Raw genomic sequence first — 18,232 nt, forward strand, 5'->3', positions numbered from 1 at the left:
GAAAAAAGCATAATCAACTTGCCACCTGTTTCCGCGGATGTTAGGAAGATGATTGATGTTCAAACTGGCTGCATGTTTCTGGACGGCTCTCGCTCTCACACTTCCGTCCCGGGCGGAGGACACCTGCCATTCCGATGTTGAAAGTTGGAGTACTCTAAGATGCCCGGTTCAGTATTTTGCCGTGGAATCCCAGAACAGCCGCTATTGGACGACCCTTTTTCCGGACAATCCGCCCTTTGCCTATGCGTGCCTGTACCTTCCTTCGTTTGACCGTGAATTCGGCTTTTATCTGGACGGGAACGAACTGTGCTGGGCCAGAGCCATCGGGCCATGCAGCATGCAGATGCTATCCCAGTTTCCGGTGGCGGATTTCCGGAGTCCCGGGATGAAACAGGCTGCCGTGCTGCTGACCTGCTTGCACTTTCCCGTTTTAGGGAATCTTTTGGAGGGATGGGACTGTGTTGCCGATACCGTAACGGAAGAAGACCCTTTTGCCGGGCGTAAAAGAAATATGGTTCTGAATTTCCTCCAATTCCGGGAATATCGTGAGCTCTCTGCCGCCTGGGTGGAGGCCGTGGTCAATCCTGTTCTTTACAGTCGCTTATTTGTTAAAAGAGGCCGGACGGCATTAAACCCTGCCGTAGCGGCTGAACTTCGCAAAACGTGGGATGAAGCGGTCACTCGCAGAACTTTCCCCATGGACCTGTACCGCCAGTACGTGACCGGGTGCGACGGGAATTACTGCTACTTCCGCGGGGAGTCCGGCGCTATGGCGGAAGACCTGTGCCGGGGAGAAGGCAGGATGAGGCCGGCCATGAGGTTTCTGGCCTGGGGATTGGCAGACATGGCCATGATGGATGATTTGACCCCGGCAGGGGAGCAATGGGTGATGAAGCAGTGCGCCGCCGTCCGGAAGTATGCCGCAGAAGCGGGTGACGAGCCGCCTCCCATGGTGTCCAGTGAATGGGTGGAGGGATTCAGTAAACGGGTTTGGAAACGAATGGAGCAGGATGAGGCCGCCCGGGAACGGGAAAAAAGCATGCGCGGGGAGTTTGCAGCTGCGGAAGAGGAGCCGGAAGAAAAAGCGCCCTCCCCGTATTCGGGAGAAAAATATGTCCGTGGGTTCCGGGAGCGTTTTCTGAAGCCTTTGGGAACAAATCCCCTTTGGAAGGATTTGTTCCCGGCGGGGACGGAGGGGAAGCCCGCCGTGTGCTGTTTGCTTCCCGGGCGCGGCATCTGCGGTTTTTATCTGGATGGCCCCCTCATGGGGCGTGCGGAATCCCAGTCACATCATCCCTGGGAGGTTTATGACAGCTGGTTTTTTCACCGGGTACCGGAAAGGGAGTTATTCCCTTATGAGGGCATTCCGGATGCGGAGGGGGATTGTGAAGCCAGGGTGAAGAGGGAGTGGCTCATCGTCGGGAGGGAGATAGGCGGCATGATGGAAGGGTTGCTCACCGGGATTGCCAGGGGAGAGCTGGTGTCCGGAAAAGGGAGAACGGCTCATCACGTGGACGATACCGGCTTTTGCATCGTGCGCGGGGCTGACGGAACGGAGAGGATCATGTCTGCCGCTGATGCTGATTTGGGAACCGTGGTGGAGCTGATGGATTTATTGTATACCATGGACCTGCTGTTCACTTGCGATGAGGATTATTTGAAGGGAATTATTGAGAAGCGTGCCGTGCTGCAGGGAAGAACGCCGGAGGAAGGGGCGCGGGAATATCGCCGTGAAAGCGGCCTGTGGAGCAGCAGGGGTGGCCGGGCCTGGTGGTTTTAATCCGGGGCCGGGGGGATTTTCCCTGTGTCTTTTCCGGAAACGTCCGGGCTAGGGCTCCGCAGCGGAAGGGCCGGAGATGAATTGCCTTTATTAACTTGCCCATGGTATTCTACTGGTTTAAAAAAATACTGATGTTCAAACTGCTGCTCTGCTTCTGGATGACTTTTTCGCTGGTTCCTTTTCCATCGGCGGCAGATGAGGAGGTAGAAGAAGGAATGACTCTCATTTACCCGGCCCAATATTTCGCATGCGCTTGGGAAGAGGCCTATTGGGGTGACGCCGGCGTTTATTGGGAAATGCTTTTCCCGGAAAATCCCCCCTTTACGTATGCCTGCATTTACCTGGGGTCCTTTGACTAGGAGTTCGGTTTTTATCTGGACGGAACGCTGATAGTCCGGGCTTCTTCCCTGAATTTGAATCCTGCCCAGATGTATTGCAATTGGTTTTTTGAAGGAACTCCTGAAAGGCGCCTTATTCCTTATGAAGGCGAACCATTCTGGATGGATGCCGGGGGCGTGGGCCGGGATTATTCACCCAGGGTGAAACGGGGGTGGATGGATATGGGGAAGGGTTTGTCCCGGCTGATCATCCGGGTCCTGGACCATGCCGCTTCCGGGGAGATTGCCGCCGGGAAGGCGGCGGGGGATTCAGACCCGGATTCCCTGGACATGGTGATCATCCGCGGGATGGACGGAAAAACCAGGATACTGATGCCGCAGGACGAGGGGTTTGAAACCGTGGAGAAGCTGCTGGAGTGTGCGTACAGCGCATACCAGGACGAAAGCGTGAAGGACAGTGCGGGGTATATCATGAAGCATTACGATGTGTTGCGGGGGAAGACTCCGCCGGCGGGAGGGTACCCCCGCAAAGAGTGCTTTGGAATCAATGGGAGCCGTTTTGACTGGTAGGCGGAAGGGGTTCAGGCAGCCCTTGATGCACTGGCCGTGTGCCTCTACGGGAATTTAGTCTTGATACCGGTAGGGGTGCGCGTATCATGCACTTTAGTATGCACGCCGACTTGGAGAAATTATTGTCTCTGGGGAAAATCACCCCCTCTCTCGCTGAAAAACTTGATCGCATCGCACCTGGCCGTTACTGCTTCCATACCACCTGGGGCGCCGGCAAAGTCATTTCCTGGAACCTGGCCGCCAAAAAGCTGGTTATTGATTTTGAGGAAAATCCGGAACACGAAGTTGCCTTGGAATTTGCTCCAAAAATTTTGGAGTTCCTCCATGATGACCATTTCCTGGCCAGGCGTTATGAAGATACCGAATCCCTGATCAACCTGTCCGTGGACGATCCGGTGGAACTGGTGCGCGTCACCTTGCAGGGCTACGGCAATTCCCTTACCCCGGAAAAGCTGGAAGCTGCGCTGAAAGGCACCGTGATTGCCGCGGACAAATGGAAGAACTGGTGGGACAAGGTGCGCGCCATGCTCCGTTCCAACGTCCAGTTCATGATGCCTACCCGCAAGGGAGAGCGCATCACGCTCCGCACGAATATTCTTTCCCGCGCCCAGGCCGCCCTGGAGGATTACAACAAGGCCGCGGACCTGAAAGCCAAGGTGCGCGTGCTGGACGGCATCAAGATGGAAACGGTCATGACGGAGCCGGACGCCGTCAACGCCCTGGTTCAGGCGGTGGACGCCGACGTGCGCAACGGCGGAAGCCTGGCTCTTCAGCAGGTGCTGGAGCTGGCCGTGCTCCGGGACGACCTGATCGCCGCCGTGAAGAACACGGAAGCGGCCCAGGCCGTCTACCCCCTCCGCTCCATCGTAGAAGCCAATATCGGCGATGTGGAACGCTTCGCGGAAGTGCTCAATTCCATGCCCGCCGTGCGCCAGAAGCGCGTGTACGTTACGCTGCCCGCCGTCTTTGGAGAAGAGTGGACGCAGAAGGCGCTGGAGCTGTTTGACGCGAGCGGCGCCCGCGCCGTGGGAGAGATTGCCAAGTTCCTGATAGAGGAAGGGCATGACAAGGCCCTGGTCAAGCATTTGAAGCATGAACTGCTGCGCCAGACTCTTCCGGCTGAATCCCTCATCTGGATATGCCGCCAGCGGCATGACGCCTCCAAGCCCCTCTTCGGCCTTCCCGTCGGCATTGCGATGCTTTCCCTGATTGAACAGGACCACATGGACGGCGGCCCCAACCGCATGCTGCGCTTGAAAAACCTGTTCATGGAGGACAAGAACATCATCCAGGAAATGATCAAGGGGCAGGACGTGGCGGAAGTGCGCCAGTTCGCCAAGATGCTGTACAATACCTCCGCCTTCTCCGAACAGGACCGCGGTGCGCTGATGGCCCGCGTGATCAGCGTGTTCCCTGACCTGCACGCCATCGTGCTGGACGCCCTGGTGGATACCTCCGACAAGCCGGAACCGATTTTCGTTTCCTGGGACAGCCTGGAAGCCCGCAAGAAGGAGCTGGAAGAGCTGGTGAATGTGAAGATTCCGGAAAACCTGCACAACAAGAAGATTTCCCGTGCGGAGGGAGACCTCCGTGAAAACGGCGGCTACCAGGATGCCAAGGAAGTGGAAAAGGTGCTCAACCGCCGCCGTTCCGAACTGGAGCAGGCGCTGGCCCTGGCCCGCGGCACGGACTTTGCCGTGACGGATACCTCCAAGGCCGCCATGGGGATGAAGGTGACCCTCCAGCCCCTGGCCGGAGGGGATGCCGTGGTGTACACCATTCTGGGCGCGTGGGATACGAATCCGGAAAAGCACATTGTCTCCTATCTTTCCCAGGTTGGCAAGGAGCTGACGGGCAGGAGCGTGGGAGACCAGGTGAAGATCGTGCCGATGGACGGCGACAAGAAGAAAGTGTTCACCATTACGAAGATTGAAGCCGCTTTTTAATTTTTAAGAGAGTTGCTTTCCCTTTTGACTAAGGCCTTTTTGTTGTTCATGGAAAAACTTTCCATTGTTTCACGGATTTAGAATCCGTGGTCAACAAAAAAGACCAGAGTTCGGATTATTATTTCATTAGTATGAATACCTTAATCAAACAGACTATTGTTTGAATGGGCTGGACAATCTCTCCGGCAAAGATTCATTTTTCAAGGCACAAAAAATAAAACGGCTTATTTTCAATGAGATGCGCAGTATATTTTTTCAGATTTTCTTCTAACATTCATAACGGATTCTAAATTCGTTATTTGTCAAGAAATGGAAGCGGTGTTTCATCATTTCCAATCACATATCCCATTGACACCATGAAGAAAACATTATTCATTCTGGCAACTATGGTTGCGGCGGCGGTGGCGGCCGAAGCCTCCACCGTTCTGATCTCGTTCGGGATCAATTCAGGCAATGGCACCGCCGTTGTGGACGGCACGTATCTGGGAGAACCCGGACAGAAAGTGAACAAGATTTCCACGGGACAGAGTAATTCCTATACTTCCGGAACCTTGGTCACTACGGGGGGAGGAAGCACCGGAATCACCCTGACGACGGGAGGACTCTGCTGCGGAGGTCCCGGCGCCATGACCGATGCCGCTGCCAAAGGGTCCGCCCTGGGCCAGGGCAACAAGTTTTACGATGTTTTCGGCCAGGATATGACTACCGGCAATCCGATGGGGGGCGCGATCAATCCGATAGGCTCCGCGAACGGCAATTTCACGATGTCCCTGAACAACCTGTCCGCCGGCACCTACACGCTGACCATGCTGGTGGGACGCGGAAACAATTACGGTGCGGGCAACACTTCTTCCTTCAGCCTTGACGGCACCGGAATCTCCAACATTTCCGCCAGCCTGGACGACTACTCCACCGGGTCCGGCGCTACGCTGAACGGCGCCACCGTCACGGGCAACACGCATACCGGGGACTGGATGCTGATTACTTACACGTTTGACGTGGCGGCGGATGGCACCCGGCTTGATATCCAGTCCCAGGGAGGTACCGGCAACATCAATGCCCTGGCGCTGACCTCCGTTCCGGAACCGGCCACGGCCAGCCTCGGCCTGCTGGGCCTGGGCGCTCTGCTGATGCGCCGCAGGCGCGCGTAACGTTTGTTCTTCATGCAGGCGCCGGCCGTTCGCGAAAGGAACAGTCGGCGCCTTCCTGTTTACGGAAGAGGAAATCACCATGAGAAAGCTGAATTGGTGCGGATGGGTTCCGGCTGTGCTGGCCGCCTGCTCCCTGGCGCATGCGGAAGAAATAGGGATAGGAGTGCTGAACGGAACTGCGGCCACGGAGGCGGCGTTCCGGCAGGCGGAGCCCGGAACCCTGGCGGAGGAAGGAAAAACATGGAATTTCATCAAGCCTGCGGCGAATGCCGCTACGACCGTTTCCTCCTTGAAAACTGCGGCGGGAGTGTCCACGGAAGCCTCCTGCGCCATCAATCCGGGTTATTGCGCCAGTAACGGCATTTTTGCGTCGGGCAGGAACCGTGATTATTTGCTCATGGATTCCTGGGCCGGTATCCGGGGAACGGAAAACGTCGTGATTTCCCGGCTTCCCGATTCCATGGCGGAATACTGCCATGTGGAAATTTACGGGGATTGCAATGACTCGGACCGGGACATGCTTTATACGGTTAACGGCCTCACCGGCACCATCCAGGACCGCGGCACGTTTTCCGGCGCGTTTCAGGAAGGAGGCAACAAGCTGACGCTGAAGTATGTGCCGGTCACCGGAGGAACGATTACCATTACGGGCAACGGGGCCTCCCAAACGCGTTCCGCCATCAATGCGGTCCGCCTGACGGCTCCTTCTCCCGGCATCGTGACTTTTACGGCGACTCCTTCAGAGGTCATGGAAGATTCAACCTCCGGAGCCGTCCTGAGCTGGAAAACCTGGAAGTGCGGAGCGGTCACGCTGAGCACCAGGGACGGCCGGGATATTCCGGCCACTACGGAAGACGGCACGGGTTCCGTCACGGTAAAGCCTGATGCCACCACGACCTACATTCTCAGCGCCGCCTGTGAGGACGGAACCGTTTCCAAGGAAGAAGTGACGGTGACCGTCAGGAAGCAGGAACCGGAAATCCTTCTCTTTGAATCCGACAAAAAGAGGGTTGCTCCCGGCAGTGATGAGAAAGCCACTCTGACATGGAGCACGGTGAAAGCGGAAAGCCTCGCCCTGACCGCCAATGGCGCGGAGATTCCCATCACCAGCACGGCGGGAGCCGGCAGTGTTCAGGTGTCTCCCGCGGAGACGACGCAGTACACGCTGACGCTGACCGCGGCGGACGGCACGGAGAAGAGCAAGTCCCTGATTATTTCCGTGCTGGCGGAGAACACGCCCAACGTCCTGGTGTTCCTGGTGGACGACATGGGCTGGCAGGATACGTCCGTGCCATTTTATTACAAGGACGGCCAGCCCGTCGTTACGGAGCTGAACGCCTTTTATAAAACGCCCTCCATGGAAAGGCTGGCGGCGCAGGGGATGAAGTTCACGAATGCCTATTCGTGCCCTTTGTGTTCTCCGGGCCGCACGTCCCTGATGACGGGCAAGACCTCCGCCCGTCACCGGGTCACCAACTGGACGGCCGTGAATGCCCCCACGCTGAATGAATACAGCGGCGGTCTTCCCCACATCCGTGCTCCCCAGTGGAACATGGCAGGGATGAGCCAGCAGGAAATTCCTCTCCCCCGCGTGCTGAAGGATGCCGGCTACCGGACCATCACGGTGGGAAAGGCCCACTTCGCCCCGTCCAACCAGCTTTATTCCAATCCAGCCAACCTGGGATTTGACGTCAACATAGCCGGCTGCTCCGCCGGACAGCCCGCCTCCTACCGGGGAGAGGATCAGTTCGGCTCCGGGAACACCCATGTTCCTGACCTGGAGGAATATTACGGAACCACTGCGACGGAAGACAGGAAGAGGAATTTCCTGACAAATGCCCTGACGCTGGAGATGAAGAAGCAGATCAAGGCCGCCGTGGATGAGAATGCGCCTTTCTTCGCGTACATGACCCATTACGCCGTCCACCAGCGGCACGACCAGCCGGACCCCAACGGGGACTACGATACTTATCCCTCGGGCACGTCCTTTGAACCGGGAGTTTCCATTGGCGGCAATCTCCGCAATTTCGGCACCCTGATCGGCGGCATGGACAAATCCCTGGGGGATCTGATGGATTACCTCAAGGAACTGGGCGTGGCCAACAGGACGCTGGTCATTTTCATGTCCGACAACGGCGGAGACGCTCCCATCCAGCAGAGCTATAGCGGAGATATTCCATGGCTTGAGAAAATCAGCGCCGTAGCTCCTCTGAGAGGGCGCAAAGGCAGCCGTTACGAAGGGGGAACGCGCATCCCGATGATCGTGGGCTGGGCGGAGGTCGATTCCTCCAGCCCCATCCAGCAGGAATATCCCATTCCGCAGAATTCCGTGAACCATGACATCGTGGCGATTTGGGACATTTATCCCACCATTCTGAATATGCTGAAGCTGAAGGTTCCGGTGGGCCATCAGGTGGACGGGGAGGACATCAGTCCCTATTTCCGGGGGGATTCTTCCTTCCACCGCACCCAGAAGATATTCCAGCATTTCCCGCACCACCATTCCTACGCCAATTTCTATTCCACCTACCGGAAAGGAGACTGGAAGGTCATTTACAATTACATGGACCAGTACGCCCATACGGATTTGTATTCCGGCAACGGCTACAGGACCGCGGGCCGCTTCCCGTGGCAGCTTTTCAATCTGAAAGACGACATCGGAGAGAGCAATGACCTGGCCCAGGACCCGGCGCAGCAGGAACGCCTGATGCGCATGGCGCGCTCCCTGATCCGGGAACTCCGTCAGGCGGATGCGCAATATCCCGTCCTCACCAGGAACGGCCAGGCGGTGGGGACGGCCTACATCCGCATGCCTGATTTCCCGGACGTGGATTCCGACGGCGACGGCGTTCCCGACCTTGTGGAGGACGCCAACGGCAACGGCGTCATCGATCCCGGTGAAACGGACCCGGATGATGCTTCCTCCTTCGTTCCCATCCGGCAATAAACTTTTCACCAACTGGACAAGACTCATGAAGAAAACACGTTGTTTTTCCGTTCTTCCCGGTCGTCTGCGTCTTCTCAGGATTGGCCTTGGGTCCGCCGCCTTCCTCTCCGGGGCCCTTCTGCTGGCGGATGTGCTGGTCAATGCCGGCGGCGGCTCCAGCAATGCGGACAAGACGGGCAACGGCGGCGGCATATTGGATTACGGGCAGGTCACTTTTTCCGGCTCCGCCTCCTATGAAAATAACACGGTGCGCGGCTTCTCCCAGGGCGGAGCGGTTTACGCAGGTTCCGTAGTCCAGCAGGCCGCCGTTTCCTTTACCGGCAACAGGGCGGAGGGTGGCAGCGGCGGCGCGCTCTACAGCCGCGGGAACGTGCAGGTAGCGGCGGGTTCCTCCTTTTCCGGCAACGCGGCGGCCCACAACGGGGGCGCCCTGTGCCTGGATGCCAATGACGGGGAGGAGGAGCGCACCGTGAACGTGGAAGGCGGCTGTTCCTTTACCGGAAACAGCGCCGGAAACCTGGGGGGCGCCGTTTACGTTTCCGGCGGCAGCGCGGAGGCTCCCACCGTGCTCAACCTCCGGTCCACGGATTCCTCCCGCCCCGTTTCCTTCAGCGGCAATTTCCGGGGGCGTTCCGCGGGAGCCTCCACGGGCGGCGTGCCCAATTCCATCACGGTCATGGGCCATGTGCGCCTGGTGATGCATGCGGACCCGGATTGCCTGGTCAGCATGGAAGACCCTCTTTATTCCTTCGCCGGGTATTCCTCCACCTCCAGCCTGAGAAAGACGGGGGGAGGAACGCTGGGCTTAGGCGGCATTTCCTTGTGCCATTTTCCGGTGAGCGTGGAAGGCGGAACGGTGCGGCTCGGCACGAACGCCGGCGTGCGCGGAATGACGCGGCTGGACGTGGCCGCAGGGGCATGCCTGTCCTTCTCTCTCCCCCGGAACCCTAGCCAGGAGGCCAAGTGGAGCGCGGAGGGGCCAGTGTCTCTGGATAGCACGGCGGAAATCCGCGTGGCTCTCCCTGCCATGGCCGGGAAGGAACAGGAACAGAGCTGGAAGCTGGTGGAAGGGACCACTCTTTCCATGGCGGCTCTTCCCTCCGTTTCCTATGACGCCGCCAGTGCGGAAGCCTGGAAGAGTGAGGGTTCTTTTTCCCTGAAACAGGAGAATACGGCGGGAAAAAGCGCCCTGGTGCTAGCCTGGACGCGTACGCCTTCCCCGTATGACCAATGGAAGAAGGACCATTTTGCCGACGGAACGCCGGAGGACCAGACTGTCCCGGACGCCTGTCCCGCGGGCGACGGCATCACCAACCTGATGAAGTATGCCGCGGGGCTGGACCCGAACAAGCCCTGCGGAAGCGTCACGAGGCTGGCGGTCAGGGAGGAAAACGGGGAATGCCGCCTGGTGCTGGAATGGCCGGTGAATACGGCGGCCACGGACGTGACGTTCAGCGTGGAAAGCACGGAAGACCTGGTTACCTGGAGGGAGGAAGCGACGGTCGAGCCATCCGGAGACCGTGCCGAATACCTTGATCCCATAGTGATTGACGGCAACGCGCCGACGCGGCGGTTCCTGAGGCTGAAGGTGTCGCGGGAATAAGGTGAAGGCTGTCCATTTTTTATCCTGAACCGCCTGGTGAGTGGATCCAGAGGATGAATGATGCAGGCCTTCCTTTCCGGGATGCCGGAGGCACAATCCCCGCGGCATGTGGAAATAGCCGGGTTTAATGGGTTGGCCAGTTCATATTCATACGGAGAAAGACGGAGCTTGCGGGCAGAGGGGGTGTTGGGTGGGGTTTCATCAACCCTTTTCCGGGGGATGTTCTGGCGGGTCATGAAAAAGGGCTGTTCCGCCGGATGCGGGACAGCCCCTGAAAAGGAATGGCGGTTAAACGCCGCAGATTATTTGGAGAGCACCTTTTGGACGGCGGCAACGACGTTGTCCACGTTCATGCCGAGCTCGTCCAGAACTTGCGCTCCGGGTGCGGAGAAGCCGAAGCGGTTGATGCCCACGGCTTCGCCCTGGCAGCCCAGGTATTTCCACCAGAGGTCCGTGACGCCGGCTTCCACGGAAACCCTCTTCGCGCAGGAGGAGGGAAGCACGCTTTCCCGGTATTCGGCAGACTGCTTGTCAAAGCGGAAGAAGCTGGGCATGGAAACCACGCGGATTCCTTCTCCGGTTTTTTCCGCCGCCTTCAGGGCCAGTTCCAGTTCGGAACCGCTGGCAAGGATAATGGCCTTCAAGGTTCCCTTTTCCTTCCGGGCTACGTAGCCGCCTTTCAGCACGCCTTCCCGGCGCGTTTCCACGGGAATATTGTTCAGGGTCGCTACCTTCTGGCGGGTCAGGATGAGGGCGGTGGGGCCGTCGGCGCGCTGCATGGCGGCCATCCAGGCTCCTGCGGTTTCTTCCGGGTCCGCCGGGCGGATGACGTCCAGGTTCGGGATGACGCGGAGGCCGGAGACGGTTTCCACCGGCTGGTGGGTGGGGCCGTCTTCGCCCACGGCCACGGAATCGTGCGTCAGGATGTAGGTGACGGGCAGGCCGCTGAGGGCGGCCACGCGGATGGCGGCGCGCATGTAGTCCACAAAGACGCAGAACGTGGCGGCGCTCACGCGGAACAGGCCGTCATAGGCGATGCCGTTGCAGATGGCGGCCATGGCATGTTCACGGATGCCGAACCAGAAATTGCGCCCTTCCGGGGTTTCCGCGGAGAAGTCCCCCGCGCCGGAAAGGTAGTTTTTATTGGAGCTGTACAGGTCCGCGCTGGTGGTCAGGAACCAGGGGTCCGCCTTGGCGATGGCGTTGATGGCGACGGCTCCGGCGGAACGCGTGGCGTCGCTGTAGTCCTGCGGGAAGGCGGGGATGGCCTTGTCCGAGTCCGCGGGATTGACGCCCCTGGCGCAGGCGCAGATGCCGGAGTCCAGTTCCGCGGCCAGTTCCGGATAAGCCCGGCGCCATTGTTCGTAGGTGGCGTTCCAGGCGTTGAAAGCTTCTTCCCGTCTGGCCTTGAGGTCCGTGAAGGCGCTGCGGACGTCTTCGGAGACGTAATAGCGTTCCCCGGCAGGAATGCTCCAGTTGGCGTGGGCTTCTTCCTGGAGCTTGGCTCCGCCTTCCCCGTGGCCCTTCGTGGTGCCTTCAATGCCGGGGATGCCTTTGCCGATCACCGTTTTGGCGATGATGAGCTGGGGCTTGCCGTTCCTGGCGTTTTTGGCGGCTTCCACCGCTTCCGCGATGGCCTTGAGGTCGTGCCCGTCGATCTGGCGCACGTCCCAGCCCAGGGCTTCATACACGGCGCGCGGGTCGGCAAGCTGGGTGCGTTCCGCAGGGGCGTCCAGCGTGATGTCGTTGGAATCGTAAATGAGAATGAGGTTGTCCAGCTTCAGGACGGCGGCCAGGGCGAGGGATTCGCGGGCCACGCCTTCCTGGAGGCAGCCGTCCCCCGTGAGGCAGAAGATGTGCTGGGTGAAGATGTCCATGCCGGGCTTGTTGAACCGAGCGGCGGCGCGCCTGGCGGAGAGAGCGAAGCCTACGGCGTTCGCAATGCCCTGGCCCAGCGGCCCCGTGGTGCATTCCACGCCTTCCGTATCCCGGAATTCCGGGTGGCCGGGCGTGATGGAGCCCTTGTGGCGGAAGCCCTTGAGGTCTTCAATGCCGATGTTGAATCCCGACAGGTGCAGCCAGCCGTAAAGGAACATGGAGCCGTGGCCGGCGGAGAGAATGAAGCGGTCACGGTTGAGCCAGCGGGGCTGCGCGGGGCAGATGTTGAGCAGATCGCCGAACAGGACGGCCCCGATTTCGGCGCACCCCAGCGGCAGGCCCAAGTGGCCGGATGCGCAGTCGTGAACGGCATCCATGGCAAGTCCCCGCGCCTGGTTGGCGGCTTTTTGGAGAAGGTCAAGATTCATGCCCGGGCAATATGAGCAGATCAGCCCCATATTGGAAGCCTAAAATGCGTCTCCGGCAACAGGGCGGAGCGGGGGAAAAGCATTGAAGATGGAAGCGCCGGGCATCTCCGGTCCGCATGCCGCGGCGCCCCCTGCGGCACATGGCCCGGCATGCGCAGGCGGTTCAGGCCATGAAGCTGCGGAGGAACGTGTTGGGCGTCCTTAGCCCATTTCTCTTTCACGGCTCCATTTGACCCCGTTTTTGATGACCTTGGTCGGGTTTCCCGCCAGAGCGGTGAATTCCTCCCGGAAGGATTTGGTGACGACCGATTGCAGGCCGACAACCGTATTTGCCGGGATGATGGCATTTTTGGTGAAGGTTGCCCCCTGCCCGATCCAGCAGTGGTCGCCGATGAGGACGCCCTGCGGCTGGTCGTTGAGCAGTTCCCCCGTGTCGGCGTCCATCAGGCGATGGGAGTCGTTTGCCCAGATGGTGATTCCGGAGGACAGCATGCAATCGTTGCCAATGTGGCATTTGCCGCCCACAAGCATGACCGCTAATCCTTCGATGCTCGTCGAATGGCCGATGGACAGGGCGCTTCCGGATGCAGCTGCCAGAATGCTGACATTGTTCCAGTGGCTGTGCCCGGACGACGAGGAGCCGAATTCGATTTTCGCGCCGCGGACATGTTTCCAGATGTGGATGGAGATATTGTTTAAGGAGAGCGGAGCATGGAAGATGAGCGTGTTGTGCTCTCCCTCAATGTTCAGCCGGACGGACCCCGGTATCTGGTACGGCTCGACAAGCTGTTTTTCGCCGGAAGGAAGAATGAGAAAAATGCGGTTTCCTACCGGGTTTACATAACCTTCCCCTCCCGTCTTCAAACCCAGGCGGACGCGGCGCTTCTTTCTCGTTTGCGGAGAAAGAGATAGGTTGCAATAGATTGTTGCAAGAAAACGGTTCATGAGGAAAGCCCCGATTCTTCATCGAGAAAGGCACTCTCCCGGATTCTCCATTCAGGGTCAAGCGGAAAATGGCGCAATGGCCTTGGCCCCGTTGCCTGGAGGCAGCCGCCGGGAGGGCTTGGCTTCATGGGGTACGCCATGCGCCGTTTTCCCGTCCCGCGGAGGAAGGCCGCAAGCAAGTTGTTTGCCTTTCCGGGATTTGAAAGAAACTTTGTTGACACCCTTGAAAAAATTAGTTTATAATAATTCTAACTAAAAGACACCATGAGTGACCAAAAGAATTTAACGACCTCCGTCGGAGCGCCCGTTCCGGATAACGAAAACGTGCTCACGGCCGGCCCCCGCGGCCCCATGCTGCTCCAGGACGTCTGGTTCCTGGAAAAGCTGGCCCATTTCGACCGGGAAGTGATCCCGGAACGGCGCATGCATGCCAAGGGCTCCGGCGCCTTCGGCACGTTTACCGTGACGGGGGACATCACCCGTTACACGAAGGCTGCCATGTTTTCCGGAATTGGCAAGAAGACCGACCTGCTGGTGCGGTTTTCCACCGTGGCCGGGGAACGGGGAGCGGCGGACGCGGAGCGCGACATCCGCGGCTTTGCCATCAAGTTTTACACGGAGGAGGGAAACTGGGACCTAGTGGGCAATAATACCCCGGTTTTCTTCCTGAGGGATCCGCTCAAGTTCCCGGACCTGAACCACGCCATCAAGCGCGACCCGCGCACCAACATGAGAAGCGCGCGGAACAACTGGGATTTCTGGACTTCCCTGCCGGAGGCTTTCCACCAGGTCACCGTCGTGATGAGCGACCGCGGCATTCCTTCCTCCTACCGCCACATGCACGGGTTCGGCAGCCATGCGTTCAGCATGCTGAACGCGGACAATGAGCGGGTATGGGTGAAGTTCCACCTGAAAACCCAGCAGGGCATCAAGAACCTGACGGACGCGGAGGCGGAAGCGATTATCGCGAAGGACCGGGAGAGCCACCAGCGGGATTTGTATGAGAGCATTGAGCGGAAGGATTTCCCGCGCTGGACGATGTACATCCAGGTGATGACCCAGGAGCAGGCCAAGGCATGCCCCTTCAATCCGTTTGACCTGACCAAGGTATGGCCGCACGGGGATTACCCCCTCATGGAGGTGGGCGTGCTGGAACTCAACCGGAACCCGGACAACTATTTCGCCCAGATTGAGCAGGCGGCGTTCAACCCGGCCAACGTCGTTCCCGGCATCGGCTTTTCCCCGGACAAGATGCTCCAGGGGCGCCTGTTCTCCTACGGGGACGCCCAGCGGTACAGGCTGGGGGTGAACCATAACCAGATTCCGGTGAACGCCCCCCGCTGCCCGTTCCACAGTTACCACCGGGACGGCATGATGCGTGTGGACGACAATGCGGGAAGCACGCTGGGCTATGAGCCGAACAGTTACGGGGAGTGGCAGGAACAGCCGGAGTTCCGGGAACCGCCGCTGGAGCTGGACGGCGCGGCCTGGCACTGGGATTTCCGCGAGGATGACGACGATTATTATTCCCAGCCCCGCGCCCTGTTCCGGCTGATGAATCCGGAGCAGAGGGAGGCCCTGTACGGCAATACCGCCCGCGCCATGGGCGACGCGCCGGACTTTATCAAGCAGCGTCACATCGACCACTGCATGCAGTGCGACCCCGAATACGGGGAAGGAGTGGCCAAGGCCCTCGGCATGTTCAAGGGATAATCAAATTTGGGTGTTCCGGGCGGAAGTTTCTCCGGAAGGGGAGGCTTCCGCCCGTTTTTTACCCGTTTGACGCAGCCAGGGGATTGATGGCCGTGAATTCCGGCAGGCAGCACACGGAATCGTGAAATATCAGGTGCGGAGGGAGGACGGATGGGGTAATGTGGCCTGGTGGATGTGAATGTGTTGCTTTTTGATGATTTTGAGACGCTGGATGCATTCGGCCCGGTGGAAGTGCTGGGCAAAGTAGAGGAATACCGGCTGCGTTATTTTTCCGAACATGGCGGAACCGTCGCAAGTGCTCAAAAGACGGTAATTGTCACTGAACCAGCCACGGAGGCGGACGGCTGCGGAATTTTAGTGGTTCCGGGAGGAAGGGGGACCCGCCGCCTGGCGGTTTTTCCGCCTTTCCTGCATTTTCTCCGGGGCATGGCGGACGATGCGGAGTATTGCCTGTCCGTCTGCACGGGGGCCGCGCTGCTGGCCGCCTGCGGCGCGCTGGACGGCAGAAGGGCAACTTCCAACAAGAAGTCTTTTGCATGGGTGAAGTCCGTCCGCGGCGCAGTCGGCTGGGAGGAACGTGCCCGGTGGGTGGCGGACGGGAAGTTTTATACTTCCTCCGGCGTTTCCGCCGGAATGGACATGGCCCTCGGGTTTGTGAGCGACCGGTTTGGCAGGTCACGGGCGGAGGGAATAGCGGAGCAGCTCGAATACGTGTGGAATGATGACTGCACCAGGGACGTGTTCGCGCGGAAATGAGGTTTTTTCATGGCTGGAATCCCTGCGCGGCCAGCGGAACCGCGGCATTGCGGGAAGAACGCGTTTTCTGCTTTCTGTGAGGAAAGAGCCTGTTATATCATAGAGGGCAGAAGTACATGAAAATCGTAGTTAAAGTAGGAACGGGCGTTCTGACCCGTGAGAACGGGAAGCTGGATGGTTCTTCCATCGTGCATCTGGTCAGCGCGCTGGCGGATCTGATGCAGCAGGGCCACCAGGTGGTGCTGGTGAGCTCCGGGGCTGTGGGGTCCGGCGTGTCCGTCCTGGGGCTGCCGTCCTATCCGCAGGAGTTGTCCCTGAAGCAGGCCTGCGCGGCCGTGGGGCAGACGCGGCTGATGCAGACGTATGAGAATCTTTTCAACCATTTTGACGTGGATGTGGCCCAGCTCCTGCTGACGGCAGAGGATTTGAAGCGCCGCCGCCACAACGTGCAGGCTACGGTGCTGCGCCTGTTTGAGTACGGAGGCATCATCCCGATCGTGAATGAGAACGACACCGTATCCGTGGAAGAGCTGAAGTTCGGGGATAACGACATTCTTTCCGTGCACATGGCGCGCCTGGTGGAGGCTGACGCGCTGTTCATCCTGACGAGCGTGGACGGCCTGTATCCCCCCGGAGGCAGCCGGGAAGCCATCATTCCCCGGGTGGAGGACGTGGATGCCGTGCTGGCGTTCGCGGAGGAGGACCGGGGCCGCTTTTCCATGGGCGGCATGAGCGCCAAGCTCCAGGCCATCCGGGAGGCCGTGAATGCGGGGACGGGCGTTTACATGCTGCACGGCCGCCATCCGGAACGCATCGCGCTGCTGCTGGAGGGGAAGGCGGAAGGAGCCGGAACGTATTTTGTACCGAAGGGATGAAGTTATGAAGATGGAGAATCCTCTTGAACCGGTGGGACGGGCCGCGCTGGCGGCTTCACGGGAGATGCTTGCCCTGGAGCCGCAAGAGAAGGCGCAGGCCCTGCGCCTGATGGCCGCAGGCGTTCGGAGCGCCGCGGAAAAGATTGTCCGGGAGAACGGCCTTGATATGGAAGAGGCCCGGAAGGGCAGCCGCAATGCCGCGTTTCTGGACAGGCTTCTCCTGACGCCGGAGCGCGTGGAGCACATGGCCCGCGGCATGGAGCAGGTGGCGGCCCTCCCTGATCCCGTGGGCGAATGCATCCGGGAGTGGACGCGCCCCAATGGCCTGCATATCCGCCAGGTGCGCGTTCCCCTGGGGGTCATCGGTTTTATTTACGAGAGCCGCGGCACCGTTACCTGCGATGCCGCCGCCCTGTGCCTGAAGTCCGGGAATGCCGTCATTCTGCGCGGCGGGAGCGAGTCCCTGCGGACCAACCGGGTTCTGGCGGAGGTTCTGCGCGCCGCGCTGAAGGAGTCCGCCGTCCCCGCGGACGCCGTGCAGCTTCTTGATTCCGGCAGCCGGGATGAGGTGCGGCAGTTGTGCGAGCTGGATTCTTTCCTGAACGTGGTCATTCCCAGGGGTGGAAAGGGGCTGATCCGCGCCGTGACGGAGTACGCCAGGGTTCCCGTGCTGAAGCATCTGGACGGCGTTTGCCACGTGTATGTGGACGCCGCAGCGGATTTGAAGATGGCCGTGAACGTGCTGGACGACGCCAAGACACAGCGCCCGGGCGTTTGCAATGCGGCGGAAACCCTGCTGGTGGACGCCGCCGCGGCGGAACGGTTCCTGCCGATGGCGGCGGAGCGCATGCGCCGGCGTGCCGTGGAATGCCGCGTGTGTGAGCGGAGCAGGCCGTTTTTCGGTCCGGAGGCCGTTCCTGCGGAGGAAAGGGATTGGTCTACGGAGTATGAAGACCTGATTCTCTCCGTGAAGGTGGTGGACGGCGTCCGGGATGCCGTGGAGCATATCAACCGCTACGGTTCCCATCACAGTGATTCCATCATCACGGAGGATGGAAAGGCCCGCGATTATTTCATGAGCCGGGTGGACAGCGCGTGCGTCTACCATAATTGCTCCACGCGGTTCAGCGACGGGGAGGAATTCGGCTTCGGCGCGGAGATAGGCATCGGGACGGACAAGTTTCATGCCCGCGGGCCAATGGCTCTGCGCGAGCTGACCTCCTACAAGTACGTCATTGAAGGCAGCGGGCAGATGAAGGACCCTTCCCGGATTCCGGGGGAAGACCGCGCCTGAACAGGCAC

Annotated in this window: 12 protein-coding genes; 10 read left to right on the top strand and 2 right to left on the bottom strand. The window is 59.6% G+C overall.

Going from position 1 to position 18,232, the window contains the following annotated elements; genetic code table 11:
• Positions 1-181: 181 nt before the first annotated feature.
• The 6 genes from M8N44_RS11990 (at position 182) to M8N44_RS12015 (ending at position 10,335) form a co-directional block, all read left to right on the top strand.
• On the top strand, positions 182-1,780 hold the full coding sequence (locus M8N44_RS11990; RefSeq protein WP_102729045.1) for a hypothetical protein: 1,599 nt from the start codon (positions 182-184) through the stop codon (positions 1,778-1,780).
• A 560-nt stretch (positions 1,781-2,340) separates the two neighbouring features.
• Positions 2,341-2,688 carry a hypothetical protein gene (locus tag M8N44_RS11995; protein WP_146021195.1) on the top strand — a complete coding sequence of 116 codons (348 nt, stop codon included), beginning with the start codon at positions 2,341-2,343 and terminating at the stop codon, positions 2,686-2,688.
• 98 nt (positions 2,689-2,786) lie between these two features.
• A complete protein-coding gene (locus M8N44_RS12000; RefSeq protein WP_180975267.1) occupies positions 2,787-4,634 on the top strand; it encodes a GreA/GreB family elongation factor in 1,848 nt (615 codons plus the stop codon).
• Positions 4,635-4,990: 356 nt separating this feature from the next.
• Complete coding sequence (locus tag M8N44_RS12005; RefSeq protein WP_102728763.1) at positions 4,991-5,785, top strand: PEP-CTERM sorting domain-containing protein; 795 nt, start codon at positions 4,991-4,993, stop codon at positions 5,783-5,785.
• A 79-nt stretch (positions 5,786-5,864) separates the two neighbouring features.
• Positions 5,865-8,732 carry a sulfatase-like hydrolase/transferase gene (locus tag M8N44_RS12010; protein ID WP_102728762.1) on the top strand — a complete coding sequence of 956 codons (2,868 nt, stop codon included), beginning with the start codon at positions 5,865-5,867 and terminating at the stop codon, positions 8,730-8,732.
• A 25-nt stretch (positions 8,733-8,757) separates the two neighbouring features.
• Positions 8,758-10,335 (top strand): hypothetical protein, encoded by a 1,578-nt coding sequence (locus M8N44_RS12015; RefSeq protein ID WP_180975233.1) that lies wholly within the window; start codon positions 8,758-8,760, stop codon positions 10,333-10,335.
• A gap of 302 nt (positions 10,336-10,637) precedes the next feature.
• Here the strand turns inward: M8N44_RS12015 and tkt are convergent, their stop codons facing one another.
• Positions 10,638-12,641, bottom strand: coding sequence for a transketolase (tkt, locus tag M8N44_RS12020; RefSeq protein WP_249853114.1), 2,004 nt, complete (start codon positions 12,639-12,641; stop codon positions 10,638-10,640).
• Between the two features lie 201 nt (positions 12,642-12,842).
• Positions 12,843-13,586 (bottom strand): acyltransferase, encoded by a 744-nt coding sequence (locus M8N44_RS12025; protein ID WP_146021160.1) that lies wholly within the window; start codon positions 13,584-13,586, stop codon positions 12,843-12,845.
• A 264-nt stretch (positions 13,587-13,850) separates the two neighbouring features.
• On the opposite strand from M8N44_RS12025, the gene M8N44_RS12030 reads away from it, so the two are divergent.
• The 4 genes from M8N44_RS12030 to M8N44_RS12045 all read left to right on the top strand — a co-directional run bounded on the left by M8N44_RS12030 (position 13,851) and on the right by M8N44_RS12045 (position 18,224).
• Positions 13,851-15,299, top strand: coding sequence for a catalase (locus M8N44_RS12030; RefSeq protein WP_022397569.1), 1,449 nt, complete (start codon positions 13,851-13,853; stop codon positions 15,297-15,299).
• 168 nt (positions 15,300-15,467) lie between these two features.
• Entirely contained in the window at positions 15,468-16,055 is a 588-nt protein-coding gene (locus M8N44_RS12035; protein WP_102728758.1) for a DJ-1/PfpI family protein, read from the top strand.
• A gap of 116 nt (positions 16,056-16,171) precedes the next feature.
• Positions 16,172-16,930, top strand: a complete 759-nt coding sequence (gene proB, locus M8N44_RS12040) for a glutamate 5-kinase (RefSeq protein ID WP_102728757.1) — start codon at positions 16,172-16,174, stop codon at positions 16,928-16,930.
• 10 nt (positions 16,931-16,940) lie between these two features.
• A complete protein-coding gene (locus M8N44_RS12045) occupies positions 16,941-18,224 on the top strand; it encodes a glutamate-5-semialdehyde dehydrogenase (protein ID WP_249853115.1) in 1,284 nt (427 codons plus the stop codon).
• Positions 18,225-18,232: the final 8 nt, after the last annotated feature.

It is taken from the genome of Akkermansia massiliensis, assembly GCF_023516715.1.
Classification (GTDB): Bacteria; Verrucomicrobiota; Verrucomicrobiia; order Verrucomicrobiales; family Akkermansiaceae; genus Akkermansia; species Akkermansia massiliensis.